This window comes from Blautia sp. MCC269, assembly GCF_018785655.1.
GTDB lineage: Bacteria > Bacillota > Clostridia > Lachnospirales > Lachnospiraceae > Blautia_A.
The window spans coordinates 15037-37904 of record NZ_WQQE01000031.1 but is presented as its reverse complement, the minus strand read 5'-3'; the positions used below and the strand labels follow the sequence as shown (position 1 = coordinate 37904).

Sequence of the window (22868 nt, the reverse complement as noted above, 5' to 3'; positions counted from 1 at the left end):
TACAGGGGCTTTTCGGTATAATACAGGAATTGTGAATATCCTGAGGTTTTTACGCCCTTTTTTAGGAAAAAGAGCTCTTGGGAATGGTAGCAACAGAAATATCCGAAGCTGTATTTTTTCAGAAAAAAACAGCGCGGTTTTGAAAGGAAGTAAGGCAAAATGGAAGAAGCAAAGAAGAACTTACTCACATACGCAGGACTTAGAAAACTGGAAGACGAGCTGCACGATCTGAAAGTTGTTAAGAGAAAAGAAGTTGCAGGAAAGATTAAAGAGGCCAGAGAGCAGGGAGACCTTTCTGAGAACGCTGAGTACGATGCAGCAAAAGACGAGCAGAGAGATATCGAGGCACGTATCGAGGAGATCGAGAAGATCCTCAAGAATGCCGAGGTTGTAGTAGAGGACGAAGTTGATCTTGACAGAATCAGCGTAGGCTGCAAGGTTAAGGTTCATGATTATGAGTTTGATGAAGACATGGAGCTGAAGATTGTAGGTTCCACAGAGGCTAACAGCCTTGAGGGTAAGATCTCCAACGAGTCTCCGGTAGGTAAGGCGCTGATCGGCGCTCACACCAACGATATCGTTGAGGTTGAAATGCCGTCCGGAATCATGAAATACAAAGTTCTTGAGATCCAGAGAAACGTATAAAACAGGTAACGGAGCGGATCGCACATATCCGCTGAACGATAGATAGATTAAGGAGGCCAACAAGTGGCAGAGCAGAAGAAGCAGGATGTAAACCAGCTGCTTAAGGTACGTCGTGACAAACTGGCAGACCTTCAGGCAAACGGCAGGGACCCGTTTCAGATCACAAAATTTGATCAGACACATCATTCCCTTGAGGTAAAGAAGCTTTATGAAGCACATGAGGCAGAGCTTCTCAAAGACCGCAAGGAGCTTGACGTAACAGGTCTTGATGAAGAGCAGGCAAAAGAGGCTCAGAAGAAGGATTATGAAGAAAGAAGAAGCATCATGGACGCAAGCCCGATCCACGTAGCGATCGCAGGACGTATGATGTTCAAACGTGTAATGGGAAAAGCTTCTTTCTGCAATATCCAGGATTTACAGGGTAACATTCAGGTTTATGTGGCAAGAGATGCCATTGGAACCGATTCCTATGCAGATTTCAAGAAATCTGATATCGGTGATATTTTTGGTCTGGAGGGATTTGCTTTCAGAACAAGAACAGGTGAGATCTCCATTCATGCAGAGAAGATGACTCTTCTTTCCAAGAGCTTACAGATCCTTCCTGAGAAATTCCACGGACTGACAGATACAGATACCCGTTATCGTCAGAGATATGTGGATCTTATCATGAACCAGGACAGCAAGAATGTATTTATCAAACGTTCCCAGATCCTTAAGGAGATCCGTAATTTTCTTGCAGGACGTGACTTCATGGAAGTTGAGACACCAATGCTGGTTTCCAACGCAGGCGGTGCAGCTGCAAGACCATTTGAGACACATTACAACGCACTGAACGAAGACGTTAAGCTTCGTATTTCCCTGGAGCTTTATCTTAAGAGACTGATCGTAGGCGGACTTGAGAGAGTTTACGAGATCGGCCGTGTATTCCGTAACGAGGGTGTTGATACCCGTCACAATCCGGAGTTCACTCTGATGGAGCTTTATCAGGCATATACTGATTATGAGGGAATGATGGAGCTGACAGAGTCCATGTTCCGTTACCTTGCAGAGAAGGTCTGCGGTTCCACAAAGATTTCCTACAATGGTATCGAGATCGATCTTGGAAAGCCTTTCGCACGTCTGACCATGAACGATGCCATCAAGAAATATGCAGGAATCGACTTTGCCGAAGTAGCAGATGATGAGGCAGCTAAGAAACTTGCTGATGAGCATCATATTGAATATGAGGATCGTCACAAGAAAGGTGATATCATCAACCTCTTCTTTGAGGAATATTGTGAGAAAGAGCTGATCCAGCCGACATTCATCATGGATCATCCGATCGAGATCTCTCCTCTTACCAAGAAGAAACCTTCCGATCCGAACAAGGTAGAGCGTTTCGAGCTCTTTATCAATACATGGGAAATGTGTAACGCATATTCCGAGCTCAACGACCCGATCGATCAGAGAGAGCGTTTCAAAGCACAGGATGCTCTTGCAGACGCAGGTGATGAGGAAGCAAACCATACAGATGAAGACTTCCTGAACGCACTGGAGATCGGTATGCCGCCAACAGGTGGTATCGGATACGGAATCGACCGTCTCGTTATGCTCCTGACAGATAGCCAGGCAATTCGTGACGTACTTCTGTTCCCGACAATGAAATCACAAGGTTCTGCAAAAAATGAAGCAAATAATGTAGCTCAGACAGCTGCAGTTGCTCCAGCAGAGACCGCAAAAGTTGACTTCTCCAACGTAAAGGTTGAGCCTTTATTTGAAGAAGAGGTTGATTTTGATACATTCAGTAAATCTGATTTCCGTGCCGTAAAGGTTAAAGAGTGTGTAGCAGTTCCGAAGAGCAAGAAGCTCCTTCAGTTCACACTGGATGACGGAACAGGTACAGACCGCACGATCTTAAGCGGAATCCACTCTTACTATGAGCCGGAAGAATTAGTTGGTAAGACACTGATCGCAATCACCAACCTTCCGCCAAGAAAGATGATGGGAATCGAGTCTTGCGGTATGCTGCTTTCAGCAGTAAATAACCTGAAGAATTCAGAGGATGAAGAACTGCATCTTCTGATGGTTGATAACCATATTCCGGCAGGTGCTAAGCTGTACTAATCCAGAAAAAAGAGTTCGGTTTGGTAGTCATAGACGTCCAATCAGGAAAAGTGGTTCCACGGATTGACATGGAGCTACATGAAACGGCTTGGAGCTGTATAGATTGAAATAATGATGTATGGATTATAAGGAAACAGAATAAGGAGCTCTATGGATTCTTAACTGTTTGACTTATTTGTTTACAAGTAAAATATTGATTATTTTTGAGGAGCATTTTTCAAAAATAAGGTGTATAAAGGGACACTTCTCTTTTGGTAGAAATACCAATGGAAGGTGTCCTTTTTTTGTTGTCAGGCATAGCAATTGTTCATTTTGATGATATGCAGAAAACATATCCTTTCACGTACCTGCCAAATAAATTTCTGGAAACAAGGAGGAAGCCATGAAAAAACGAAAAACACCTGACTTGGAAAAATATCTGGAAGGAAAGAAACGCAGATTTGTAAATTACACACAAGGAGCAAAGATTTATAAGATGTCCTACTGGCCTTTTGTCAGACTAGCGAAAAAAGCAGAAGCCAATTATCCGATTCGAAAGACAGCCATTGTGGATCTGAATATTCTGGATGATTTTTTAGAAGGCAATCCTGAGGTTGTATCAGAATTAAAGAAGAGAAGGAGGAAGCGTTATGGGAAATAACCGAAGCAAGGTTCCGGATTTGGAAAAGCTTGTCAAAGGAGGACGCAAGAAATTTGTCCGTTATGAGGAAGGGGCAATGCTTTATTCCATGGGAGTCCATACATTTCAACAGTTAGCAAAAGATGCCAGAGCAGTATACCATGTCAAAAGAATCGTGTTAGTTAATTTGGATCTTATTGATGAATATCTGGAAGCATTCCGTGATGAAGAATTTTGATGAAAGAATACAGGAGGAACAACATATGTGTAAAGTGATATCCATTACAAACCAGAAAGGCGGAGTCGGAAAGACCACCACAACCGTAAATTTAGGAATTGGCCTGGCAAGAGAAGGAAAAAAAGTATTATTGATCGATGCAGATCCACAGGGAAGTCTGACAGCAAGTCTTGGATATGTAGAGCCGGATGAACTGGGAGTTACTTTGGCAACCATCATGACGAAAGTGATTAATGAAGATGAAATATCAGAGGAAGACGGTATTCTGCATCATCAGGAAAATGTAGATCTGCTTCCGGCAAATATTGAATTGTCAACTTTGGAAGTGACGATGGGAAATGTAATGAGTCGGGAAATGATCATGAAGGAATACATCGATACGATACGATCCCGATACGATTATATCTTGATCGATTGCTTACCTAGCCTTGGAATGATGACGATCAATGCCTTGGTGTCTTCGGATTCTGTTTTAATTCCGGTCCAGGCAGCCTATCTTCCGGTGAAGGGATTACAGCAGTTGATCAAAACAATCTCTATGGTAAAGAAAAGACTGAACCGGAAATTGACGATAGAAGGAATCCTTTTGACTATGGTAGATTTCAGAACCAACTATGCGAAGGATATTGCGGCACTTGTACAGAAAACTTATGGAAGCCAGATTGCAATCTTTAAAAATGTAATTCCAATGTCAGTAAAAGCGGCAGAGACAAGTGCAGAAGGAATTAGTATCTACACGCATTGTCCGAAAGGTAAAGTATCTATGGCATATATGAATCTGACACAGGAGGTTATGAGTGATGAAAAATAGACCGGGTGAAAAAATTAAACTGGCAAGTATTGATGAATTATTAGGTGTTGTTAATGAAGAATCAGCAATGGAAATCGAGATCAACAAGATCCATGCATTCAAGAATCATCCATTTAAGGTTCTTGATGATGAGAAGATGCAAGATCTGATTGAAAGCGTAAAGCTTAGTGGTGTGCTGACACCGGTATTGCTTCGAGTGGACAACAATGATGAATATGAAATGATCTCCGGTCACCGAAGATTACATGCAGCAAAGATGGCAGGACTTACTACCATCCCAGCTATCGTAAGAGAATTATCGGATGATGACGCGGTAATAGCGATGGTGGATGCCAACATTCAAAGGGAGGAGTTATTGCCGAGTGAGAAGGCATTTGCGTATCGGATGAAGTTGGAGGCAATGAAGAGACAAGGAAGCAGGACAGATTTAACTTTGTCTCAAAATGAGACGAAGTCGAGATCTGACGAAGTGTTAAGTAAACAAGTGGGTGAAAGCAGAGCTCAAGTTCAAAGATATATTCGTTTAACAGAACTGATACCAGAGTTACTTGATTTAGTAGATAGTAAGAAATTGAAATTCACAGTAGCTGTGGATATTTCCTACATCGATAAAGAAATCCAGAAATGGATCTACGAATATATCAAAGACACTGGCTTCATTAAACCACAGCAGATCACAGCCCTCAGAAATCAGCTGAATGAAGGATCGGTTAATCAGGTGGGAATGCTGACGATCTTTAACAAATGTATGATGGTGAAGCCAGCATCAAGATCTATTACATTTTCAGAAAAGAAGCTGACGAAGTATTTTCCGGAGAGCTACAGTGCTGATGATATGGAACAGGTGATAGAATCCTTGCTGGAAAAATGGTCTCAAGAACAAAATGATTAAGTAAGAAACAGAAGAAGAAAAGAGACACAGAAGTTTAGAAAGAGGACTTCTGTATAGAAAACGAAAGGAGGAAGTTATGGATAAAAAGATGAAATTCAAATATTTCTACGGAGCGGAAGCTGATCAGTTCAGCTTCTACCGTATACCAAAAGCATTATTTACAGATAGTTACTTTAAAGATTTATCAAGCGATGCTAAAATTTTATATGGATTAATGCTGGATCGTATGTCCCTGTCCATTAAAAATCAATGGTTTGATGAAAATAACAGAGCATATATTTACTTTTCGATAGAAGATATCATGGAATTACTGAATTGCGGTCGAAATAAAGCAATCAAATCCATGCAGGAACTGGATGATGAAACAGGAATTGGTTTGATTGAGAAACGCAGACAGGGATTTGGAAAGGTGAACATTATCTACGTGAAAACCTTTATGCCGGAAAAAACGGAAGAGAAATCACTGGAGGATGAATTAAAGAAGTTTAAAAAACAAACTTCTGAGGAAAATGAGGAATCTACAGAAGTTTACAATTCAAACTTCATGAAGTCCCAAAATCAAACTTCAAGAAGTCCCGAAAACAAACTTCAAGAAGTTTACATTTCAAACCCTAATTATACTAATCTTAGTGATACTGAAATGAATTATAATAAATCTAATCAAATCGTATCTGCAGATGAGAATCGATCCGATGGCGATAATCCTACTGAGGAATATGAGGCTTATGAAAATCTGGTCAAAGAGACCGTTGATTATGAGTCACTGGAAATAACCCATCATGACGATATGCGACAGGTTGATGAAATCGTGAACCTGATTGTAGAGACAGTGATGTGTAAAAACGACAAGATTTTGATTGCCAGCAACTGGTATCCGGCAGCACTGGTGAAGAAAAAGTTTTTGATGCTGACTTATTCACACATAGAGTATGTCTTGCACTGTATGAGCGAGAATACAAGCAAAGTGAAGAATATCAAGAAATATTTGCTGGCAGCTCTGTTTAATGCACCGTCCACGATGAACGGGTATTATCAGGCAGAGGTGAACCATGATATGCAGGACTGGTAAGATAGGAGGTACACATGTTTATTTTAAAACTTGCTGGGAAGATATTATTACTGCCGGTATGGCTGATCCTTTTTGTGATCGGCCTGGCAGTGAAGATGACAGTACAGACTTATGCGGTTGTCAGGGGAATCCTTGGGTTTCTATTCACTTTGTTGATTATAGCGACTGCATACTGTTACCATGACTGGGTTCAGGTTGCATTCCTGTTTGTGCTGAGCACTATTCTGTATCTGGTTCTGTTTGCAGGAGTGGTTGTAGATACTGTACTGGACATGACAAGAGAATCTATTATTGATTTTATTTTATCTTGAGGAGGATATGAAAATGAGTGAAAAGAATGATTTTATACAATTACCACCAATCAAAAAAGACACACCATCCGAAGTGGTGTCAATGATCTGGCAATATTTGAAATTACCTGAGGAATCCAGAAAGAGAGTTAAGGCAGATTTAATTGATGTACATGAGAATTGTGGGAAAGAAGATTTCCAGATTCCCGACCTTTATGACATTGTTCCTAAAGAGGAAATCGCAGAATTTGAGGACATCATGCGTAAGATCATAACGGGAATTATCTCTGAGGCCAGTGGTATAGCCACCTGGGTGTACGTGCAGAAATATGAGAAACACAAAACTCTGGATGAAATGCTGCAAGAGTGGAAAGGGGCAAGCCAGTTTATTATTGTCATGGATACCTGGTTCGAAAAATTGATGGCAGAATAATACAATGCTGTGATAGAATGAAGAAAACGATTTGATGTGCAAATCGGGCATTTATCTAACCGTCTAGAATTAATGAACTGATAATTAAATAATCAGGAGGTAATGATGGAAAGTAAAATATTTGATGTTGAAGCTGCTGGACTAACCCTTCAATTTGAATTCTATACATTCGATTCTATACAAGATGACCTCAAAAAAATTTTTGAAGGCCAAGTCAAACAATACGATATGTCAATTTATAAAAAATGGAGCCAAATTCGTCAAGACAAAAACGATGAGACTAAATTCTTTACTTATATTAAATTCTTTATTGAAATAGAGACAAATAAAACATATGGTCTTATTGGCGGAAAAACTAATTATAATAGTCCTGATATTTCGTTACATGATGAGGAAGAAAATGAGCGTAGATTTGGGCGTCTATTCATGAAAAGTAATAAAGATAAATATAAAATGAGTAATATGATACTTGTTGTTCATCATAAAACAAAAGATGAAGACTCAATGCAAGCCGTTTTTATTGAAAGGTATGTTCAACGAAAATATAATTTATTTGATAGCTAGATTACGAGTTGTATGACTGACAATCTATCATTCTATCAAAGTAAGCTAATTACAATCAATAACACCGGTGCGGGATTTTGATATCCGGTACCGGTGTTGTTGATTCCACAGGGGCTTGGGGGTGTAGCCACCAAATATATTATTAATTTTCTTCTTCAGAAAGTTTGTTAAGGATCCATTCCCTGTTGATAACAATATCCTCATCATCGCGGAGATCTTTGAAATCACTGCAGTGTGAAGAAGCAAATTCATACATATTGTCGATATTAACTGCAGCAGTGATTTCACCCTTATTAATGATTACAAGAATATTTGTTCCGTCGTCGTCGACAGCAAAGCGCAGTTCATCAAATTCTATATCAGAATCATTTTTGCGAATAGAATCTGTCGCAAGTAATTTAACAAGTTCCATTACCCTGTCATCTTTACCTGCATCAAAGATCTGGATCTTTTCAATGAGCTGATTTGCTGATGTCACAATCCGGTTTAAGTACTTTTCAGTACGATAATCAGCCAAAGCATTTTTTTCATAAAATATTTCATATGTCTTCTTTACTTCTGATTCAGGAACCAGATAAATCATGACAAGATCTTCCATCTGGTGATAGAGTATAGGATAGTTTAAACGAAAGGTCTCTCCACAGTTCGGGCAGGTATAAAGGAAAATAGACTGATTAAGTACCTTCTCTTTCATTTCAGGATCCAGTACAGTATTAATGCTGTCCCAGACTTCAAAATCTCCCTCATGATGGCAGGAAGGGCAGGTGACCTTTTCGATATGATGTTTTGACATAAATAATCCCCCTTTCAGTGAGATAAGTCGATAGTTTTCTTATTGTAGAATACGCTTATCCTTTATTATTTTGCCAGGAAATTACTCTGAATCTCCATCGGCATATGATAAGCCTGGCCTCGTTTTGTCAGGCTGTATAATTTAAAGCTCATTAGTTCCGGAGTCGCATTCAATGAACTGCAGAGTCCGAAATAATCCAGGTCTTCGTTCTGAACCATCTCTTCAATGTCTTCATCTTCAATCAGTAGATCTGCAGCAAACAGATTGGCCTGGTATTCTGTATTATCCGTCATATTGTAGAGTGTATCATCTTGCATCGGAGCCATTTTCAGCTGGGAACGATGCAGGATGATATGCCCTAATTCATGGGCGGCGACGATCATCTTTTCTTCTTCTGAAAGGAAACTGCTGATCATGACATAGATCGTCTTGCAGCTCATAAAACAATATCCTTTCAGTGTCTTATATCTGGAAGTTTCCCCGACAACAATGTTCATCTGATCCATGATCTCAAATGGATCTCGGGTTCCATATTTCTTGATTAATTTCTTTGTTTCTGTATATATGTAAGTGTTTCTCAAATAAATCACCTCAAAAGTAAAAAATAAAAGGGCAGAAATATCCTTGTAACTATAAGGTAACAGATTAGGTGTACAATAATCCCGCCTTCTATTATTTTTCCTCTTGGTTTTTCAGATATTTTTTCGGTGTAAATTTCTTTGCACGTCTTTTGGAATCCAGATAAAGGCTCTGGATCTCATCCATAAAAGCTATTTTATCTTCGTCTGTCAGTGATCCACCGGCAAACATAGCTGCAGCCTGTTCCAGAATCTGCTGAGCCTGTCTGGCACCACGGTTACCAAACTGTTCGGATGCTTCTGTGATAAAAGCTTCATTCTCACTCATGAGATAAGAAACGTCACACTGTAATGCATCTGCCAGTTTCTGATACAGAACATTTTGTTTTGGAAAACGTCCTTCTACTTCCCAGGATCGAATGGTCCTATATGAAACACCAACCATACTGGCCAGTTCCTGCTGACTCATCTTTTTTTCTTTTCTTAATGATCTTACTTTTTCACCGAATGTCATAAACATACCTCTTTCTAAGCCTTGTCTTATAAGTCTCATTACCGCCTCAAGGCAAAACGGGAAATGTGTCTCCTAAAAATCAAAAATTAATCTTGACAAAGGGAAATATCTCTCCTATAATGTGAATCACAGATAAGGGAAACATCTTTCCTATAAGATACACAATATTTCCTCTTTTGTCAATGAATATGTGGAATGAATTTCCTATATTTTAAAGAAAACAGGAAGGATGCACAGTCATTGACAGTCAAAATGGGATACATGTTACAAAAAGAGGAAAGACGTATGGGAGGTGACAATGTGAGTCAGGATCAGACTTCTATTATCTGTATTGATCTAAAGTCCTTTTATGCTTCTGTGGAATGCGTAGAACGTGGACTGGATCCGTTTAAAGCAAACCTGGTGGTTGCAGATCCGACCAGATCAAAGTCAACAATCTGCCTGGCAATCACTCCGGCTATGAAGTCTCTTGGCATCAAGAACCGGTGCCGGATCCATGAGATACCGGATTGTGTAAAGTACATCACAGCCATGCCAAGGATGCAGCTGTATATGGATTATTCCGCAAAGATCTATGGAATCTATCTGCGGTACGTCTCAAAAGAAGATATCCATGTGTACAGTGTCGATGAGTGTTTTATTGATGCGACAAACTATCTGCAGCTTTATCATCTCACTGCAAAAGAAATGGCGGTAAAGCTTATGCAAACGGTCATGGAGGAAACGGGTATCACTGCAACTGCTGGTGTGGGAACCAATCTGTATCTTGCTAAGATCGCAATGGATATCGTAGCAAAGCATGTGGATGACCATATTGGAATCCTGGATGAATTCTCTTACAGAGAGCAGCTATGGGATCATAAACCATTAAGTGACTTCTGGAGGATTGGATCCCGGACTGAAAAAAAACTGGCCGGTTACGGGATTCATACGATGGGCGATATCGCAATGGCTTCTTTAAGATCCGAAGACTGGCTGTATAAGATGTTTGGGATTGATGCAGAGCTGTTGATCGATCATGCATGGGGCTATGAAACATGCCAGATGAGTGACATCAAGAACTATCATTCGGAGGAACACAGCCTTTCAAATGGTCAGGTGCTGATGCGAAATTATTCTTTTGAAGAAGCACTTGTAATCGTAAGGGAAATGACAGACAACCTGGCCCTGGATCTGTTTGAAAAAGGACTGGTGACAAGCTCTTTCACCTTATGGATCGCATATGACCACAGGTATGAGCATGAGGCATCCAAAGGAACCGTAAAACTCGAAAGAGGAAGTAACAGTTCAAAAAAAATCATGGATGCAGTGGAAGATTTATATCTCAGGATTGCGGACAGATATACCGGAATCCGAAGAATCGAGGTGTGTGCGAACAGGGTTGCTCCTGAAAATTATGTGCAGTACAGCCTGTTTGATGATCCAAAACAGACCGATAAAGAACGGCATTTACAGGAAGCAGTATTGAATGTAAAGCAGCGTTATGGAAAGAATGCGATCATGCGTGGATCTAACCTGCTAGAGTGTTCTACTTATCGAGAACGCAATGAACAAATAGGTGGTCACCGTGCTTAGAGGAGGTGTAAAAAGTGCTGGCAAGTGCATATCAACCGTATTTATATTTATCAAGACCGGTTTCCAGGAGACATCCCATGGATGTAGGACGCAGGGCAAAACAGTTTGCTCCATTTGCGGCACTTCGTGGACTGGATGAAACGATCCGGCAACAGGAAATCATTTACGAATCGAAAAGAGATTTATCCGAAGAAAAGAAAAATGAGCTGGATATGAAATTAAGGATCCTGGCATATGGGATGAAGATACAGGCTACTTATTTTCAAAAATCCTGGAAGAATCCGTCAGTTGGCCAGTACCATACGTTATCTGGAACTGTAGAATTTTTTGATCCATCCGTTCACTTACGGATCGATGATACTGAGATTCAGATCCAGGACATCTGTGATCTGACTGGTGATGTATTTGAAACTATAGAAATATCGTGTTAATGAATCACAGCAGAATTTTTTATACCGGAAAGAGTGTGTGGTAGCTGGTGGAAGGATAAAAAGGATGCACAGATCGACAAAGCAGATCTGATCAGAATAAAAATCGTGCTGTTCGTGCAGCTTTGGCACTTACGGAATGGATGGCATGATGCTCATAAGGCGGATTTGATTTCCCTTTGGTCCGTTGAGTAATAAATGGAGAAATATCTTATTGCTTAAAGGAGGAAGCCTATATGGGATCAGGTGCTATTAAATGGCATGTACACTGCTCTGTATGTGGAGCATTTATTGAAAAGAGCGCACAAAGCGATTCAGAAGTGGAGTGCAAAAAATGTCGCAGTACATTGGAGATATTTGTAAAGGATGATATGGTGTCGGTTCGTCCGATCCACATTCGTGATGAACAATTAAAGTCCAGGATGCGGACGTATTCCCGAAAGATGATGAATCAGGGATCATAACAGAATAGAATGAGCTGTCTGTAGTAAGCGTTGGATTTGGCAGGAACCATCAAGAACGCACCAGACAGCAAGAGTTTGTCAAGGAGCTGAACCTGACTGGAATCACTAAGAGCCCGGCAAAACATTTACGGATACACTGCAAGATCAGAAGTATTTTCTGGTTTTGGAGATCGTTGAAGTATTTGTTTTGTCGGGTTTTTTTATGTTTTTAAATTTTTTGTGTTTTAGACACTGTATTTTAGCCTCCCATCTTTTGTATATGTGAGGAGGAAAAAATAAATGATCTTGGAGTCACGGACTCCCGTTCAAAAAAAAACGGGTGAGTTCGTGGCTCATTGGAATGCTCATTTTTAATGCTTTGTTCATGGACTGCCCGTAGCCGAAAGGCAGAAAGGCGGTCCATATGTTGACATTAAAAGAATTAAAGAAAGTAGTAAAAGTAGCAGATATGAAGGCAGATACTCCATCAGCAAAAGCGTTAAAAGAATCTGGAGCAGAGATTGTTGTAAAAGAAGTACTTGAGACAGATGCATCCATTGCTGTCTATGAAAATGGCTATGTACTTTATCAGGAAGGAACAAAGACCACAGTATTTCCATTGCACAAATGTAGTGGCTATGAATATGAAAATGCCGATGGAACAAGAAAAAGAGTGAAACGAGAGTTCTTTGATAATGAAAACTGGTATGTGCTTCCATTATTAGTTGCATCTGATCGAATGATAACCAATCAAATCAAGATCGGCGATTATCACGGAATTATATCTTATTCTGTATTCGTGGAAGACCGGAAATATCTGATCGATCCAAGAAGGAACTGTCTGGACGATGTGATTGAAAAAGAGTTGATCAAAGAACTGTTGCAAACATTAACAGAAAGACAAAAAGAGATTATTTACCTGTATTTTTGGGAGCAGATGAATCAGATGGATATTGCGAAAAGTCTTGGAATCAGTCAGCAGACAGTAGCCGGAACTATAAAACGCTCGATTGAAATCATGAAAAAATATGCCAATCAATAAAAAATTAAAAAAATTTCATTTTGGAACCTGTAAAAAGGCCGTTCATCTTTTGTATATGTGAGGGAGTTAAAAATGCTTCCTCCTGAACCTTGAAAAATGAATAGCCTGCCCGGAGTGATATTCGGTTTGAACATGCATAGAGCGAAAAGCTGCGTGTCTGCCAGAAGAAAACGTATCAGAGATGGAAACTGATATAGGAACGGATCCGGGAAAGAAAACAGGAAAACGCTTAAATCTTAAATCAAAATAAAATGTCTGAATCTGAAAAGAGGATGACAGTAGAAATCATGTGGCGGTATTTGTGATAAACAGGTACCGCCATATATTTGTGCTGTTATCTCAGCTTGTGCTGACTGTCCCAAATAGCGCAAATTTCAGGAAAGGAGGCGATCATCTTCGTATAAAAGATAATACGCAGACACGAACAGATAATCATACACAAAAAATCAGAAAGGAAGGATTTAAGAGAATGAACGTGAAAAAGAAAGCACGCAGGGTGATGTCCGGTTTATTGACTGCAGTAACGGTTTTATCGACGGTACTCTCTCCCGCAGTTGCCTATGCTTCTGATGATGCCGGATCTGTAAAAAAGATCCCGTATTATGAGGAAATCAAGGATCAGCTGGATGAAGATGAAGTGGTAACTGCAAAGGATTATGAGATCAAGGTTGGAGACAATTTCGATGTAAAGAGTGATTATACAGGTCTTACGATCCAGGATGACAGCAAAGTAAAAGTTACATTTCAGGAAGCAAAAGATACGGACGGGAATGACTTTTCTACCGATTATGCCAATTCCTATAAGGCAGTCTATTATGTAGAACCACAGACAACGGATCATCCAACCTACCAGATCAATCGAAAGGTCGTGGTAAAAGAAGCGGATCAGCAGAAAGATTCGCAGTCAGAAAGTTCTTCTGATCAGGATGCTGGTTCTTCCGATAAGACAGAAACAGAGGATTCTGAGGCTGACTCGTCTACAGAGGAAACTGGTGCTGCTGACACGGAGAGTAAAACAGAACTGACAGAAAAAGAATTTGATGCAGAGATCGAAGCAACGGAGAATCAGGAGACCGTTGATCCGGAAACAGGGATCACACTCTCAGAGATCATGCAGGAAGCTGTTGACCAGGAAGTTGCTCTTGCAGATCTTGAAGCAGGCGAAAGTATTACTTTTGATATGCCAATGATGCTTGCTTCCGGTGAAACAGGAACAAAATCAGTCACTGTTACAGCAGGTTCCTGGTACTATTATGCAGACTATGGATTAGGTTCTTATCTGACTTGTCCATATTATGTGAAATGGGGAAGCATCAATGCGACAGCATACTGTGTTGAACCATCCAAAAAAGGACCGGGAAATGGAACTTATACGATCCAGAAACTTGCCGATGGAAAGACACTTGCAAAGGTCTGCTATTACGGAACAAAAGCAAGTGATGAGAATGGTTTCTTTGATGAGAAACATCCGGATTTCCAGGCAGGAAAGAGATTCATTATTACTCATATCGCAGCGGCATATGCAAATGGATCCAGTGACTGGGCATCAGGAACCAATGCAACAGGAAAGAACCTGGCAATGGAACTTTATAATTATTGTGTAAATATGCCGGACATTCCGTCTGTAGATATGAGCTTTTCCGAATCTAATGTAAAGGCTTATGTGGAAGGAAACAGCCAGCGAACAAGCGTGATCACATTCAAAGCAGATAAACTGCAGACAATCACATTTAAGTTGCCAAGCGGTGTAAAGCTTGTAAATGTGACAACCGGTAAAACCAGTGCTGCAGGAGCAAGTGTAGAAATCAGTGGAGGTACACAGTTTTATCTGACAGCACCACTTGATCAGGCAGAGAGCGTCAGTGCTACATTTTCTTCTCGGATGAAGGGAAGCATTGATAAAGAATACTCTGCTTACAAGATTGTAACAGGATCTGGAACACAGGACCTGGCTCTTGTTTTCGGTGAAGGTGTCGGAAATGAGAAATATGTGGATTTTAAAGTAACCTGGACAAAAGAATGCAAGGTATCCATTGTAAAGAAAGACCAGGATACAGGAAATGCACTGGCTGGTGCAGTGTACGGGATCTATTCCGATGCTGCATGTACAAAGCTGATCGCAGAGATGCCTGCAACTGATCAGAATGGTGCTTCACAGCTCACAATGGAAAAGACACAGGAAGTTGTTTATCTGAAAGAAATCTCTGTTCCAACAGGGTATCAGATCGATACAAAGTCTTATAATGTGACTCTTGCTATCGGAAAGACAACAACCAAAAATGCAACGGATAAGCGAACAAATGCAAAGCTCAACATTGCAAAACAGGATGCTGAGACAGGCAATGAAGCTCAGGGAGATGCAACACTGGAAGGTGCGGTATATGGCCTTTATGCAAGAGAAGACATTGTTCATCCGGATGGAAGAACCGGAACAATCCATAAGAAAGACAGCCTGATCACATCCCTGACAACGGATAAGAATGGCGAAGCCTCTGTATCGGATCTGTATCTTGGAAAGTATTATCTGAAAGAGCTTAGTGCTCCAGTGGGATATGTACTGGATCCGACAGAACATGATGTGGACTGTACTTACGAAGGTGCTACTGTTCCGACAGTAGAAAGAACTTCTGTATGTAAAGAAACCGTCATCAAGCAGCCGTTCCAGATCATCAAGGCAGCAAACAACGGAAAGACCGATGCAGATCTTCTGCAGGGAGTTGGTTTTTCAGCATGGCTTGTCAGTGATCTGAAAGTAAAAGCAGATGGAAGTTATGATTTTGATTCAGCCAGACCAGTTGTACTGACTGCAGATGGCCAGGCAGAAATGTTTACCGATGAAAAAGGATATGCAAGATCGATTCCGCTTTCATATGGAACTTATGTGGTAAGAGAAACCACAAGCAAACACAACTATGCACCGGTCGATGATTTTGTAGTGAAGATCACAGAGAATCATCCGGATACACCGCAGACATGGCGAGTGCTGCTGGATAAAGAATTCAAAGCAAAATTAAAGATCATCAAAAAGGATGCAGAAACACAGAAATCGGTACTCCTGGCCAATACTGAGTTCAAGGTATACGACCTGGATAACCAGAAATATGTGGAACAGACAACATCCTATCCGAAGACAACGGTACACAAATCCTATTTCACAAATGAGGAAGGATACCTGGTACTGCCAAAGAATCTGAAACCTGGCAACTACCGGATTGAGGAAGTGACGGCACCCGATGGGTACACAATATCCAAAAACTATGTGACAGTTGCAGTTGATACAGATACTGCTTATCTGACTGATCCTGTCACAGGAGATGCAGTCATTGATGTGGAATATACCAATGCCCCGGTCAAAGGTCAGTTAAAGATCTATAAACAGGGTGAAGTGTTAAAAGGATTTGAGAAGGATTTCCAGTATGAAATGACTGGCCTTGCAGGTGCAGAATTTGAAGTCTATGCGGCAGAGGATATCTATACCGCCGATCATCAGGTAGATGCAGATGGACAGAGAACTCTGTATTTTGCAAACGATGCACTGGTAGCAACCGTCACAACGGATGAAGATGGTTATGCAACCGTAAAGAATCTTCCACTTGGCAGGTATTATGTTAAAGAGAAGAATGCACCGGACACTTATGTGTTAAATACCGTGCCGGAAAATGTCGAATTTGCTTATGCGGATCAGGATACTGCAGTGATCGAGAAAGAAATCTCTGTCACAGATGAACGACAGAAAGTGTCGATTACTGTCGAAAAACAGGATGCTGAGACAGGCAATACAGTAGCCGGAGCAGTGTTCGGTATTTACAATGCAAAAGACATTCAGACGAAAGATGGAAAAGTGATCGTTAAAGCAGATACTCTTTTACAGGAAATGACTTCTGATGAAAAAGGTCAGGCAGCATGTACACTGGATCTTCCACTTGGAAGCTATTATGTAAAAGAACTGAAAGCACCAGATGGATTCGTATCTTCGGATGAAGTACTAAGATTTGATGCTTCTTATCAGGGGCAGGATGTACAGACAGTAACATTAAAATCCGTAAAGAAGAACCAGCCGACAACTGTTGAGATCACAAAATCAGATGCAACAACCGGTGTAGAACTGGATGGAGCTTATCTGAAAGTAACGGATAAAGATGGAAATGTAGTAGACAGCTGGACATCTTCCAAAGATGCACCGCATGTGATCAAATATTTGAAAGTGGGTGAGAATTATACCCTACATGAAGAGTTTGCACCACATGGTTATCTGGTAGCCAATGATGTGACATTCACAGTCAAAGATACCGGAGAGGTTCAAAAAGTGGAAATGAAGGACGAGGTACCGGTTGGTGAACTCATAATCAACAAGAAGGGAGAATTCCTGGATTCTGTTACACTGGCCGATAAGGTCAAAGGTGTGGTGGAACACATTTTCAACTATGTAACTGGAAAGCTGACAGATGTTACGTTTGAAGTCTATGCTGAGGAAGACATTAAGGCTGCCGATGGCGTCAGTGACGATTACTATAAAAAGGATGAACTGATTGCAACAATAAAGACAGATGAAACTGGTATTGCAAAACTGGAAAATCTTCCACTTGGTAAATACTATGTGAAAGAAACAGGAACTGCTTACGGTCATGTACTGGATGGTGAGATCCGTCATGTAGATCTGACTTACGTGGATCAGAATACACCAGTTGTAGTCTATGACAAAGACTGGCAGAACAACCGCCAGAGAGTAGAAGTCAGTGTACTTAAGAAAGAAAAAGATTCTGACCGTACATTGGAAGGCGCTATCTTTGGATTATTTGCCAAAGAAGACATTAAGTCTGAGACAACTGGTAAAGTCCTGATCGAAGCCAATGAGATCATTGAACTGAAATCTACGGATGAAGAAGGAAAGATCACATTTGTTGCAGATCTTCCAATAGGAGCCACTTACTATGTAAAAGAACTCTATGCACCGGATGGATTCGTAACCAACGATGAAGTAAAGGAATTTACTTTTGAGTATGCAGGTGAGAATCAGCCGACTGTAACCTATGATTTTACCTTTGAGAATCAGCCAACCGTTGTAGAATTTACAAAATCCAGTCTGACAACCGGAAAAGGACTTCCGGGATGTAAGCTGAAAGTGGTAGATGCTGATGGAAATATCGTGGATGAATGGACGTCCGGTAAAGAAGCACATGTGATCCGTGAGCTGACTGTCGGAAAAGAATACGCACTGGTTGAAACAAAACCGGCCGATGGTTATGTGACAGCTGAAAGCGTGAAGTTCACCATCAAAGATACTGCCGATGTGCAGAAAGTTGAGATGAAGGATGATGTGACGAAGGTGAAAATCTCCAAACAGGATATCGCCGGAAAAGAACTTCCGGGAGCAAAACTCACGATCCTTGATCAGGATGGAAAAGTTGTCGAAAGCTGGACCTGTACAGAGAAAGCACATTACATCGAAATGCTTCCAATCGGAAAATACACTCTCCGTGAAGAAACAGCACCGGATGGCTATCTGGTTGCAAAAGATGTGGAATTCGAAGTAAAGGATACTAGTGAAGTACAGCATGTAACCATGGTAGATGAGGAAAAACCGGCAGAAAAGACACCGGAAGGTGGAAAACCTGTCAGTGATTCACCAAAGACTGGGGATAACACCAATCTGTGGCTGTGGTTTATGCTTCTCGGCATTGGTGCGACTGGTACAGGAGCCCTTGCATTTATGAGAAAAAAGAAACACTAATCAAATAAGAATGAGCGTTCATGGAAACCGAAAGGAATCTGTGGACGCTTTTTTAGATGGGAGAAACCATGAGAAATATCATTATTTTTGTTGCTCTTCTGGGAGCAGCGGCAATATTTACAGTTTTGTATTGTCTCATTGCTGCCGGAAGTCAGGCAGAGAAAAAACTGACAGAAATCATGAGAAAAGAGGAAGAACAGAATGAAGACAAATAAAGATCTGATCATAGAACCAAATGCAGCTATAGAAGGAAGAAAGTACAGCGAAGAAAAGCCATGGTCCTGTAAGTACTGTTACTGGTGGGGAGGCAAAAAGAAAGGCTGTAACTTGAAGCAGTGCCATTATCTGCTTCCTGAAAAGAAAAAAGCGGTAAAAACAACACCATGTGGTGGCTGTCCGTATGGAAAACATGTTCCATGCATCGGATATTGTATTGCCCGTCTTCATTCTGAAATGAAAGGAAAGAAAGGACGTGGGTAATTGCAGGAAGAAGTAAATCAGAAAGTGATCAGCCTGAGCATCCAGGGAGTCAAGATCACTGCCAGTGTGCTAAAAGCAGCCATTCGGAAGTTCCTGGAAATGGACAACCGGAGGAAACAGAAAGCAACGCAGGTGAAAATGGCTGAAAAGACCGGACGGGCCCAGGAGAAAGGAAGGGAAAAAGCCCGAAAAAAGATTGAAAAGAAAAAGCCACATGGAAAGCAGACCATCAAGCAGCTGAATGCACAGGGAGTACAGCTTTCCAACATAAAGATCACAGATGAAAATATCAAATCCTTTGACCGTGTGGCAAGAAAGTACGGGATTGATTACAGCCTGAAAAAAGAAGTCGGTGCGGATCCACCCAAATATCTGGTCTTCTTTAAGGCTAAAGATGTGGATGTGATGACAGCGGCTTTCCGGGAATATGCCGGAGTAGAACTGAAAAAGAAACAGGCGAAGAAACCATCCGTCAGAAAGAAACTGCAGAAATCTGTAGAAAGAAAAGCAAAGCACCGCCAGCGTGTGAAGCAGAGACAAAAATCCAGAGGTCAGGAACGATGATCCGGGAAAAATTACAGAAGATCCAGGTCAAACGACTGGTGATCTTAAATCTCCCATATTTCTTTATCTTCTATGTAGCAGATAAAGGATCCTGGCTGTACCGGCATTGCCTGGGAGAAAGCATGGTCCAGAGACTTGGCGTGATGTTAGTCAATTTCCGACTGGCATTTTTAAGCTGGCTGCCAAGTATCGCTTTGCAGGACCTTACAGTAGGTGTTCTGGTTGCAAGTGCATTAAAACTGGTTGTCTACTATCGTTCTAAAAACGCAAAGAAGTTCCGGCAGGGTGTGGAGTATGGATCTGCAAGATGGGGAAATAGAAAAGATATCGAACCCTTCATGGATCCGGTTTTTGAAAACAATGTCATCCTCACAGAAACGGAACGTCTGACCATGAACAGCAGACCAAAAGCACCAAAGTATGCCAGAAATAAGAATGTGATTGTCATCGGTGGTTCCGGATCCGGTAAGACAAGATTCTATGTGAAACCCAATCTTATGCAGATGACGGACCACGTATCCTATGTGGTCACTGATCCAAAGGGTACGATCATCGTTGAATGCGGGAAGATGCTGGTAAATGGAGGATACCGGATCAAGGTATTAAATACGATCAACTTTAAAAAGTCCATGCATTACAATCCGTTCCATTATATCCGGAGTGAAAAAGACATCTTAAAGCTGGTCAATACCATTATTGCAAATACCAAGGGTGAAGGCGAAAAATCAACGGAAGATTTCTGGGTCAAGGCCGAACGTCTTTTGTATTCTGCACTGATCGGATACATCTGGTATGAGGCACCAGAGGAAGAACAGAACTTTTCTACTCTGTTGGAATTTATCAATGCCAGTGAGACCAGGGAGGATGATGAAGAATTTAAAAATGCAGTGGATGAATTGTTTGAAGAACTGGAAGCAGAAAATCCGGAACACTTTGCAGTAAGGCAATATCGCAAGTACAAGCTTGCAGCCGGCAAAACTGCAAAATCGATTTTGATTTCCTGTGGTGCCAGACTTGCACCATTTGACATTCAGGAACTAAGAGAAATTATGTCGTATGACGAAATGGAACTGGATATGATTGGTGATCAGAGAACAGCTATGTTTGTCATCATCAGTGATACAGATGACACATTCAACTTTGTGGTAGCAATCATGTACACCCAGCTCTTTAACCTGCTTTGTGATAAAGCGGATGATGAGCATGGAGGCAGGCTTCCCTATCATGTACGACTGCTTCTTGATGAGTTCAGCAATATCGGACAGATCCCAAAATTCGACAAATTGATTGCTACGATCCGAAGTAGGGAAATCTCCGCTTCTATCATTTTGCAGTCACAATCTCAGCTGAAAACAATCTATAAGGATGCGGCTGAGACGATCACGGGTAACTGTGACACCGTTCTTTTCCTGGGTGGAAAGGAAAGTTCCACACTGAAAGAAATATCAGAAACCCTGGGAAAGGAAACCATAGATCTTTATAACACATCAGACACCAGAGGTAGCAACCGGTCCTATGGGCTGAACTATCAAAAGACTGGAAAAGAACTGATGAGTAGAGATGAGCTGGCGGTCATGGATGGAGAAAAATGTATCTTACAGCTTCGAGGAGTCCGGCCGTTTTTAAGCAACAAATATGACATCACAAAGCACAAACGGTACAAAGAGCTTGCCGATTTCAATAAGAATAATGCGTTTGATGTCGAAAAATACCTGGCACACCGACTGGTGATGTCGAAAGATACAGAATTTGAAATGTATGAAGTAACTGTAACACAAGAAGATGTATCAGCGATTGAAGCTGAGGAAGGTGAGGACTGATATGAAAGAAAGAATTCGAGCACCCTGCTACTTGGCAGGGGTACAAAAAGGTCTGAATAAAAGGGAAAGGAGTAGAGCCAAACGCTTACAGACCATAAGAAAAGCGTTTGTTCATACATTTGATTATGGCTTTTTTTAGCAGTGCAATCAATATCCTTCAGACACTGGTTGTTGCAATCGGTGCCGGTCTTGGTGTCTGGGGCGTAATCAACCTGATGGAAGGTTATGGAAACGACAACCCGGGTGCAAAATCCCAGGGAATTAAGCAGCTGATGAGCGGTGGTGGTGTTATCCTGATCGGAACACAGCTGATCCCGCTTCTGAGTGGATTATTTGGTTAAGAGAAAGGAGTAGAGATCCATGTTCAGTCAGATTTTTGATGCGATTGAGGAATGGATGAGGGAACTCTTAACCGGGATGATCACTTCCAACCTGGACACGATGTTTACTGATGTCAATCAAAAGACTGGTGAGATCGCTACCCAGGTTGGACAGACCCCGCAAGGGTGGAACGGCAGCATATTCAGTATGATCCGGAACTTATCGGATTCCGTGATCATGCCGATCGCAGGCATTATTATCACACTCGTACTCTGCTACGAATTGATTTCTATGCTGACCGAGCGCAACAACATGCATGATATTGATACCTGGATGTTTTTCAAGTACTTCGTAAAAATGTGGATCGCTGTATATCTGGTGAGTAACACATTTACGATCACAATGGCGGTATTCGATGTGGGCCAGCACGTAGTTAATTCTGCGGCCGGTGTTATCAGCGGAAGTACCGCCATTGATATTTCTTCGGCATTGACGGATCTTTCCGCAACCCTGGAAAGTATGGAAATCGGAGAACTTGTTGTATTGGCGCTGGAAACCCTTATCGCCGGCTTCTGTATGAAGATCCTGTCTGTACTGATCACAGTGATCATGTATGGACGTATGATAGAGATTTACCTATATACCTCAGTTGCGCCGATTCCATTCGCAACTATGAGTAACAGAGAATGGGGACAGATCGGCACGAATTATTTCAGAGGACTCTTTGCCCTGGCTTTCCAGGCATTTCTGATGATGGTATGCGTTGCAATCTATGCAGTGCTTGTTGCAGGTATCCAGTATTCAGATAATCTGAGTTCTTCATTATTTGGCGTTATGGCTTACACAGTAATCTTATGTTACAGCCTCTTTAAGACGGCCTCTTTAAGTAAGTCGATATTCAACGCGCACTAAATT

At 41.2% G+C, this 22868-nt stretch carries 24 protein-coding genes; 21 read left to right on the top strand and 3 right to left on the bottom strand.

The window, feature by feature from the left end; all coding sequences use genetic code 11:
* Positions 1-159: 159 nt before the first annotated feature.
* The 10 genes from greA (at position 160) to GPK88_RS10565 (ending at position 7664) form a co-directional block, all read left to right on the top strand.
* Positions 160-645: a transcription elongation factor GreA gene (gene greA / locus GPK88_RS10610; RefSeq protein ID WP_021975942.1), complete on the top strand. Its 486-nt coding sequence runs from the start codon at positions 160-162 to the stop codon at positions 643-645.
* Positions 646-969: 324 nt separating this feature from the next.
* Entirely contained in the window at positions 970-2748 is a 1779-nt protein-coding gene (lysS, locus tag GPK88_RS10605) for a lysine--tRNA ligase (RefSeq protein WP_252197751.1), read from the top strand.
* A gap of 382 nt (positions 2749-3130) precedes the next feature.
* On the top strand, positions 3131-3388 hold the full coding sequence (locus tag GPK88_RS10600; protein ID WP_009245610.1) for a DUF6462 family protein: 258 nt from the start codon (positions 3131-3133) through the stop codon (positions 3386-3388).
* Positions 3378-3605, top strand: coding sequence for a DUF6462 family protein (locus GPK88_RS10595; protein WP_004843802.1), 228 nt, complete (start codon positions 3378-3380; stop codon positions 3603-3605). Before GPK88_RS10600 ends, GPK88_RS10595 begins: the two co-directional genes overlap by 11 nt.
* 25 nt (positions 3606-3630) lie before the next feature.
* Positions 3631-4416 (top strand): ParA family protein, encoded by a 786-nt coding sequence (locus GPK88_RS10590; RefSeq protein WP_117944153.1) that lies wholly within the window; start codon positions 3631-3633, stop codon positions 4414-4416.
* Positions 4406-5308, top strand: coding sequence for a ParB/RepB/Spo0J family partition protein (locus GPK88_RS10585; protein ID WP_215707782.1), 903 nt, complete (start codon positions 4406-4408; stop codon positions 5306-5308). Before GPK88_RS10590 ends, GPK88_RS10585 begins: the two co-directional genes overlap by 11 nt.
* A 76-nt stretch (positions 5309-5384) precedes the next feature.
* Positions 5385-6377 carry a replication initiator protein A gene (locus GPK88_RS10580; RefSeq protein ID WP_215707781.1) on the top strand — a complete coding sequence of 331 codons (993 nt, stop codon included), beginning with the start codon at positions 5385-5387 and terminating at the stop codon, positions 6375-6377.
* A 14-nt stretch (positions 6378-6391) separates the two neighbouring features.
* Positions 6392-6688, top strand: coding sequence for a hypothetical protein (locus GPK88_RS10575; RefSeq protein WP_215707780.1), 297 nt, complete (start codon positions 6392-6394; stop codon positions 6686-6688).
* A 13-nt stretch (positions 6689-6701) separates the two neighbouring features.
* Positions 6702-7100, top strand: a complete 399-nt coding sequence (locus GPK88_RS10570; RefSeq protein ID WP_215707779.1) for a hypothetical protein — start codon at positions 6702-6704, stop codon at positions 7098-7100.
* A 102-nt stretch (positions 7101-7202) separates the two neighbouring features.
* A complete protein-coding gene (locus GPK88_RS10565) occupies positions 7203-7664 on the top strand; it encodes a hypothetical protein (protein WP_215707778.1) in 462 nt (153 codons plus the stop codon).
* A gap of 142 nt (positions 7665-7806) precedes the next feature.
* Here the strand turns inward: GPK88_RS10565 and GPK88_RS10560 are convergent, their stop codons facing one another.
* From GPK88_RS10560 to GPK88_RS10550, 3 genes are all read right to left on the bottom strand, one after another.
* Positions 7807-8457, bottom strand: a complete 651-nt coding sequence (locus tag GPK88_RS10560; protein ID WP_215707777.1) for a CpXC domain-containing protein — start codon at positions 8455-8457, stop codon at positions 7807-7809.
* Positions 8458-8522: 65 nt separating this feature from the next.
* Positions 8523-9038, bottom strand: coding sequence for an ImmA/IrrE family metallo-endopeptidase (locus GPK88_RS10555; protein WP_243149150.1), 516 nt, complete (start codon positions 9036-9038; stop codon positions 8523-8525).
* Positions 9039-9129: 91 nt separating this feature from the next.
* A complete protein-coding gene (locus GPK88_RS10550; RefSeq protein ID WP_118534939.1) occupies positions 9130-9588 on the bottom strand; it encodes a helix-turn-helix domain-containing protein in 459 nt (152 codons plus the stop codon).
* Positions 9589-9834: 246 nt separating this feature from the next.
* Here GPK88_RS10550 and GPK88_RS10545 point away from each other — a divergent pair, with 246 nt between their 5' ends.
* The 11 genes from GPK88_RS10545 to GPK88_RS10495 all read left to right on the top strand — a co-directional run bounded on the left by GPK88_RS10545 (position 9835) and on the right by GPK88_RS10495 (position 22865).
* Positions 9835-11124, top strand: coding sequence for a Y-family DNA polymerase (locus tag GPK88_RS10545; protein WP_442860219.1), 1290 nt, complete (start codon positions 9835-9837; stop codon positions 11122-11124).
* 14 nt (positions 11125-11138) lie between these two features.
* Entirely contained in the window at positions 11139-11555 is a 417-nt protein-coding gene (locus GPK88_RS10540; RefSeq protein WP_330626666.1) for a hypothetical protein, read from the top strand.
* Between the two features lie 233 nt (positions 11556-11788).
* Positions 11789-12016, top strand: coding sequence for a hypothetical protein (locus tag GPK88_RS10535; protein WP_005334838.1), 228 nt, complete (start codon positions 11789-11791; stop codon positions 12014-12016).
* Positions 12017-12419: 403 nt separating this feature from the next.
* Entirely contained in the window at positions 12420-13037 is a 618-nt protein-coding gene (locus tag GPK88_RS10530; protein WP_215707775.1) for a sigma-70 family RNA polymerase sigma factor, read from the top strand.
* A gap of 469 nt (positions 13038-13506) precedes the next feature.
* Complete coding sequence (locus GPK88_RS10525; protein WP_215707774.1) at positions 13507-18768, top strand: SpaA isopeptide-forming pilin-related protein; 5262 nt, start codon at positions 13507-13509, stop codon at positions 18766-18768.
* 56 nt (positions 18769-18824) lie between these two features.
* Positions 18825-18983: a hypothetical protein gene (locus GPK88_RS10520; RefSeq protein ID WP_173795261.1), complete on the top strand. Its 159-nt coding sequence runs from the start codon at positions 18825-18827 to the stop codon at positions 18981-18983.
* Entirely contained in the window at positions 18970-19248 is a 279-nt protein-coding gene (locus tag GPK88_RS10515; protein ID WP_055297478.1) for a hypothetical protein, read from the top strand. Before GPK88_RS10520 ends, GPK88_RS10515 begins: the two co-directional genes overlap by 14 nt.
* Positions 19249-19812, top strand: a complete 564-nt coding sequence (locus GPK88_RS10510) for a PcfB family protein (RefSeq protein WP_178665089.1) — start codon at positions 19249-19251, stop codon at positions 19810-19812. It abuts the gene before it with no gap.
* Positions 19809-21632, top strand: coding sequence for a VirD4-like conjugal transfer protein, CD1115 family (locus tag GPK88_RS10505; RefSeq protein ID WP_215707773.1), 1824 nt, complete (start codon positions 19809-19811; stop codon positions 21630-21632). The genes GPK88_RS10510 and GPK88_RS10505 overlap by 4 nt, the downstream gene beginning before the upstream one ends.
* Before the next feature lie 125 nt (positions 21633-21757).
* The gene (locus GPK88_RS10500; protein ID WP_005334815.1) at positions 21758-21973 is read left to right on the top strand and encodes a Maff2 family mobile element protein; all 216 of its coding nucleotides are present in this window, start codon (positions 21758-21760) and stop codon (positions 21971-21973) included.
* A gap of 19 nt (positions 21974-21992) precedes the next feature.
* Complete coding sequence (locus GPK88_RS10495) at positions 21993-22865, top strand: VirB6/TrbL-like conjugal transfer protein, CD1112 family (RefSeq protein ID WP_215707772.1); 873 nt, start codon at positions 21993-21995, stop codon at positions 22863-22865.
* The last annotated feature ends 3 nt before the right edge of the window (positions 22866-22868 follow it).

Bases quoted from the DNA above. Each gene is read 5' to 3' on its own strand.
- GPK88_RS10580 (WP_215707781.1), top strand. From the start codon at position 5,385: ATGGATAAAAAGATGAAATTCAAATATTTCTACGGAGCGGAAGCTGAT.
- GPK88_RS10505 (WP_215707773.1), top strand. From the start codon at position 19,809: ATGATCCGGGAAAAATTACAGAAGATCCAGGTCAAACGACTGGTGATC.
- GPK88_RS10560 (WP_215707777.1), bottom strand. From the start codon at position 8,457: ATGTCAAAACATCATATCGAAAAGGTCACCTGCCCTTCCTGCCATCAT.
- GPK88_RS10515 (WP_055297478.1), top strand. From the start codon at position 18,970: ATGAAGACAAATAAAGATCTGATCATAGAACCAAATGCAGCTATAGAA.
- GPK88_RS10585 (WP_215707782.1), top strand. From the start codon at position 4,406: ATGAAAAATAGACCGGGTGAAAAAATTAAACTGGCAAGTATTGATGAA.
- GPK88_RS10550 (WP_118534939.1), bottom strand. From the start codon at position 9,588: ATGAGACTTATAAGACAAGGCTTAGAAAGAGGTATGTTTATGACATTC.
- GPK88_RS10565 (WP_215707778.1), top strand. From the start codon at position 7,203: ATGATGGAAAGTAAAATATTTGATGTTGAAGCTGCTGGACTAACCCTT.
- GPK88_RS10545 (WP_442860219.1), top strand. From the start codon at position 9,835: ATGGGAGGTGACAATGTGAGTCAGGATCAGACTTCTATTATCTGTATT.
- GPK88_RS10590 (WP_117944153.1), top strand. From the start codon at position 3,631: ATGTGTAAAGTGATATCCATTACAAACCAGAAAGGCGGAGTCGGAAAG.
- GPK88_RS10575 (WP_215707780.1), top strand. From the start codon at position 6,392: ATGTTTATTTTAAAACTTGCTGGGAAGATATTATTACTGCCGGTATGG.
- lysS (WP_252197751.1), top strand. From the start codon at position 970: ATGGACGCAAGCCCGATCCACGTAGCGATCGCAGGACGTATGATGTTC.
- greA (WP_021975942.1), top strand. From the start codon at position 160: ATGGAAGAAGCAAAGAAGAACTTACTCACATACGCAGGACTTAGAAAA.
- GPK88_RS10520 (WP_173795261.1), top strand. From the start codon at position 18,825: ATGGGAGAAACCATGAGAAATATCATTATTTTTGTTGCTCTTCTGGGA.
- GPK88_RS10525 (WP_215707774.1), top strand. From the start codon at position 13,507: ATGAACGTGAAAAAGAAAGCACGCAGGGTGATGTCCGGTTTATTGACT.
- GPK88_RS10570 (WP_215707779.1), top strand. From the start codon at position 6,702: ATGAGTGAAAAGAATGATTTTATACAATTACCACCAATCAAAAAAGAC.
- GPK88_RS10595 (WP_004843802.1), top strand. From the start codon at position 3,378: ATGGGAAATAACCGAAGCAAGGTTCCGGATTTGGAAAAGCTTGTCAAA.
- GPK88_RS10535 (WP_005334838.1), top strand. From the start codon at position 11,789: ATGGGATCAGGTGCTATTAAATGGCATGTACACTGCTCTGTATGTGGA.
- GPK88_RS10495 (WP_215707772.1), top strand. From the start codon at position 21,993: ATGTTCAGTCAGATTTTTGATGCGATTGAGGAATGGATGAGGGAACTC.
- GPK88_RS10500 (WP_005334815.1), top strand. From the start codon at position 21,758: ATGGCTTTTTTTAGCAGTGCAATCAATATCCTTCAGACACTGGTTGTT.
- GPK88_RS10600 (WP_009245610.1), top strand. From the start codon at position 3,131: ATGAAAAAACGAAAAACACCTGACTTGGAAAAATATCTGGAAGGAAAG.
- GPK88_RS10530 (WP_215707775.1), top strand. From the start codon at position 12,420: ATGTTGACATTAAAAGAATTAAAGAAAGTAGTAAAAGTAGCAGATATG.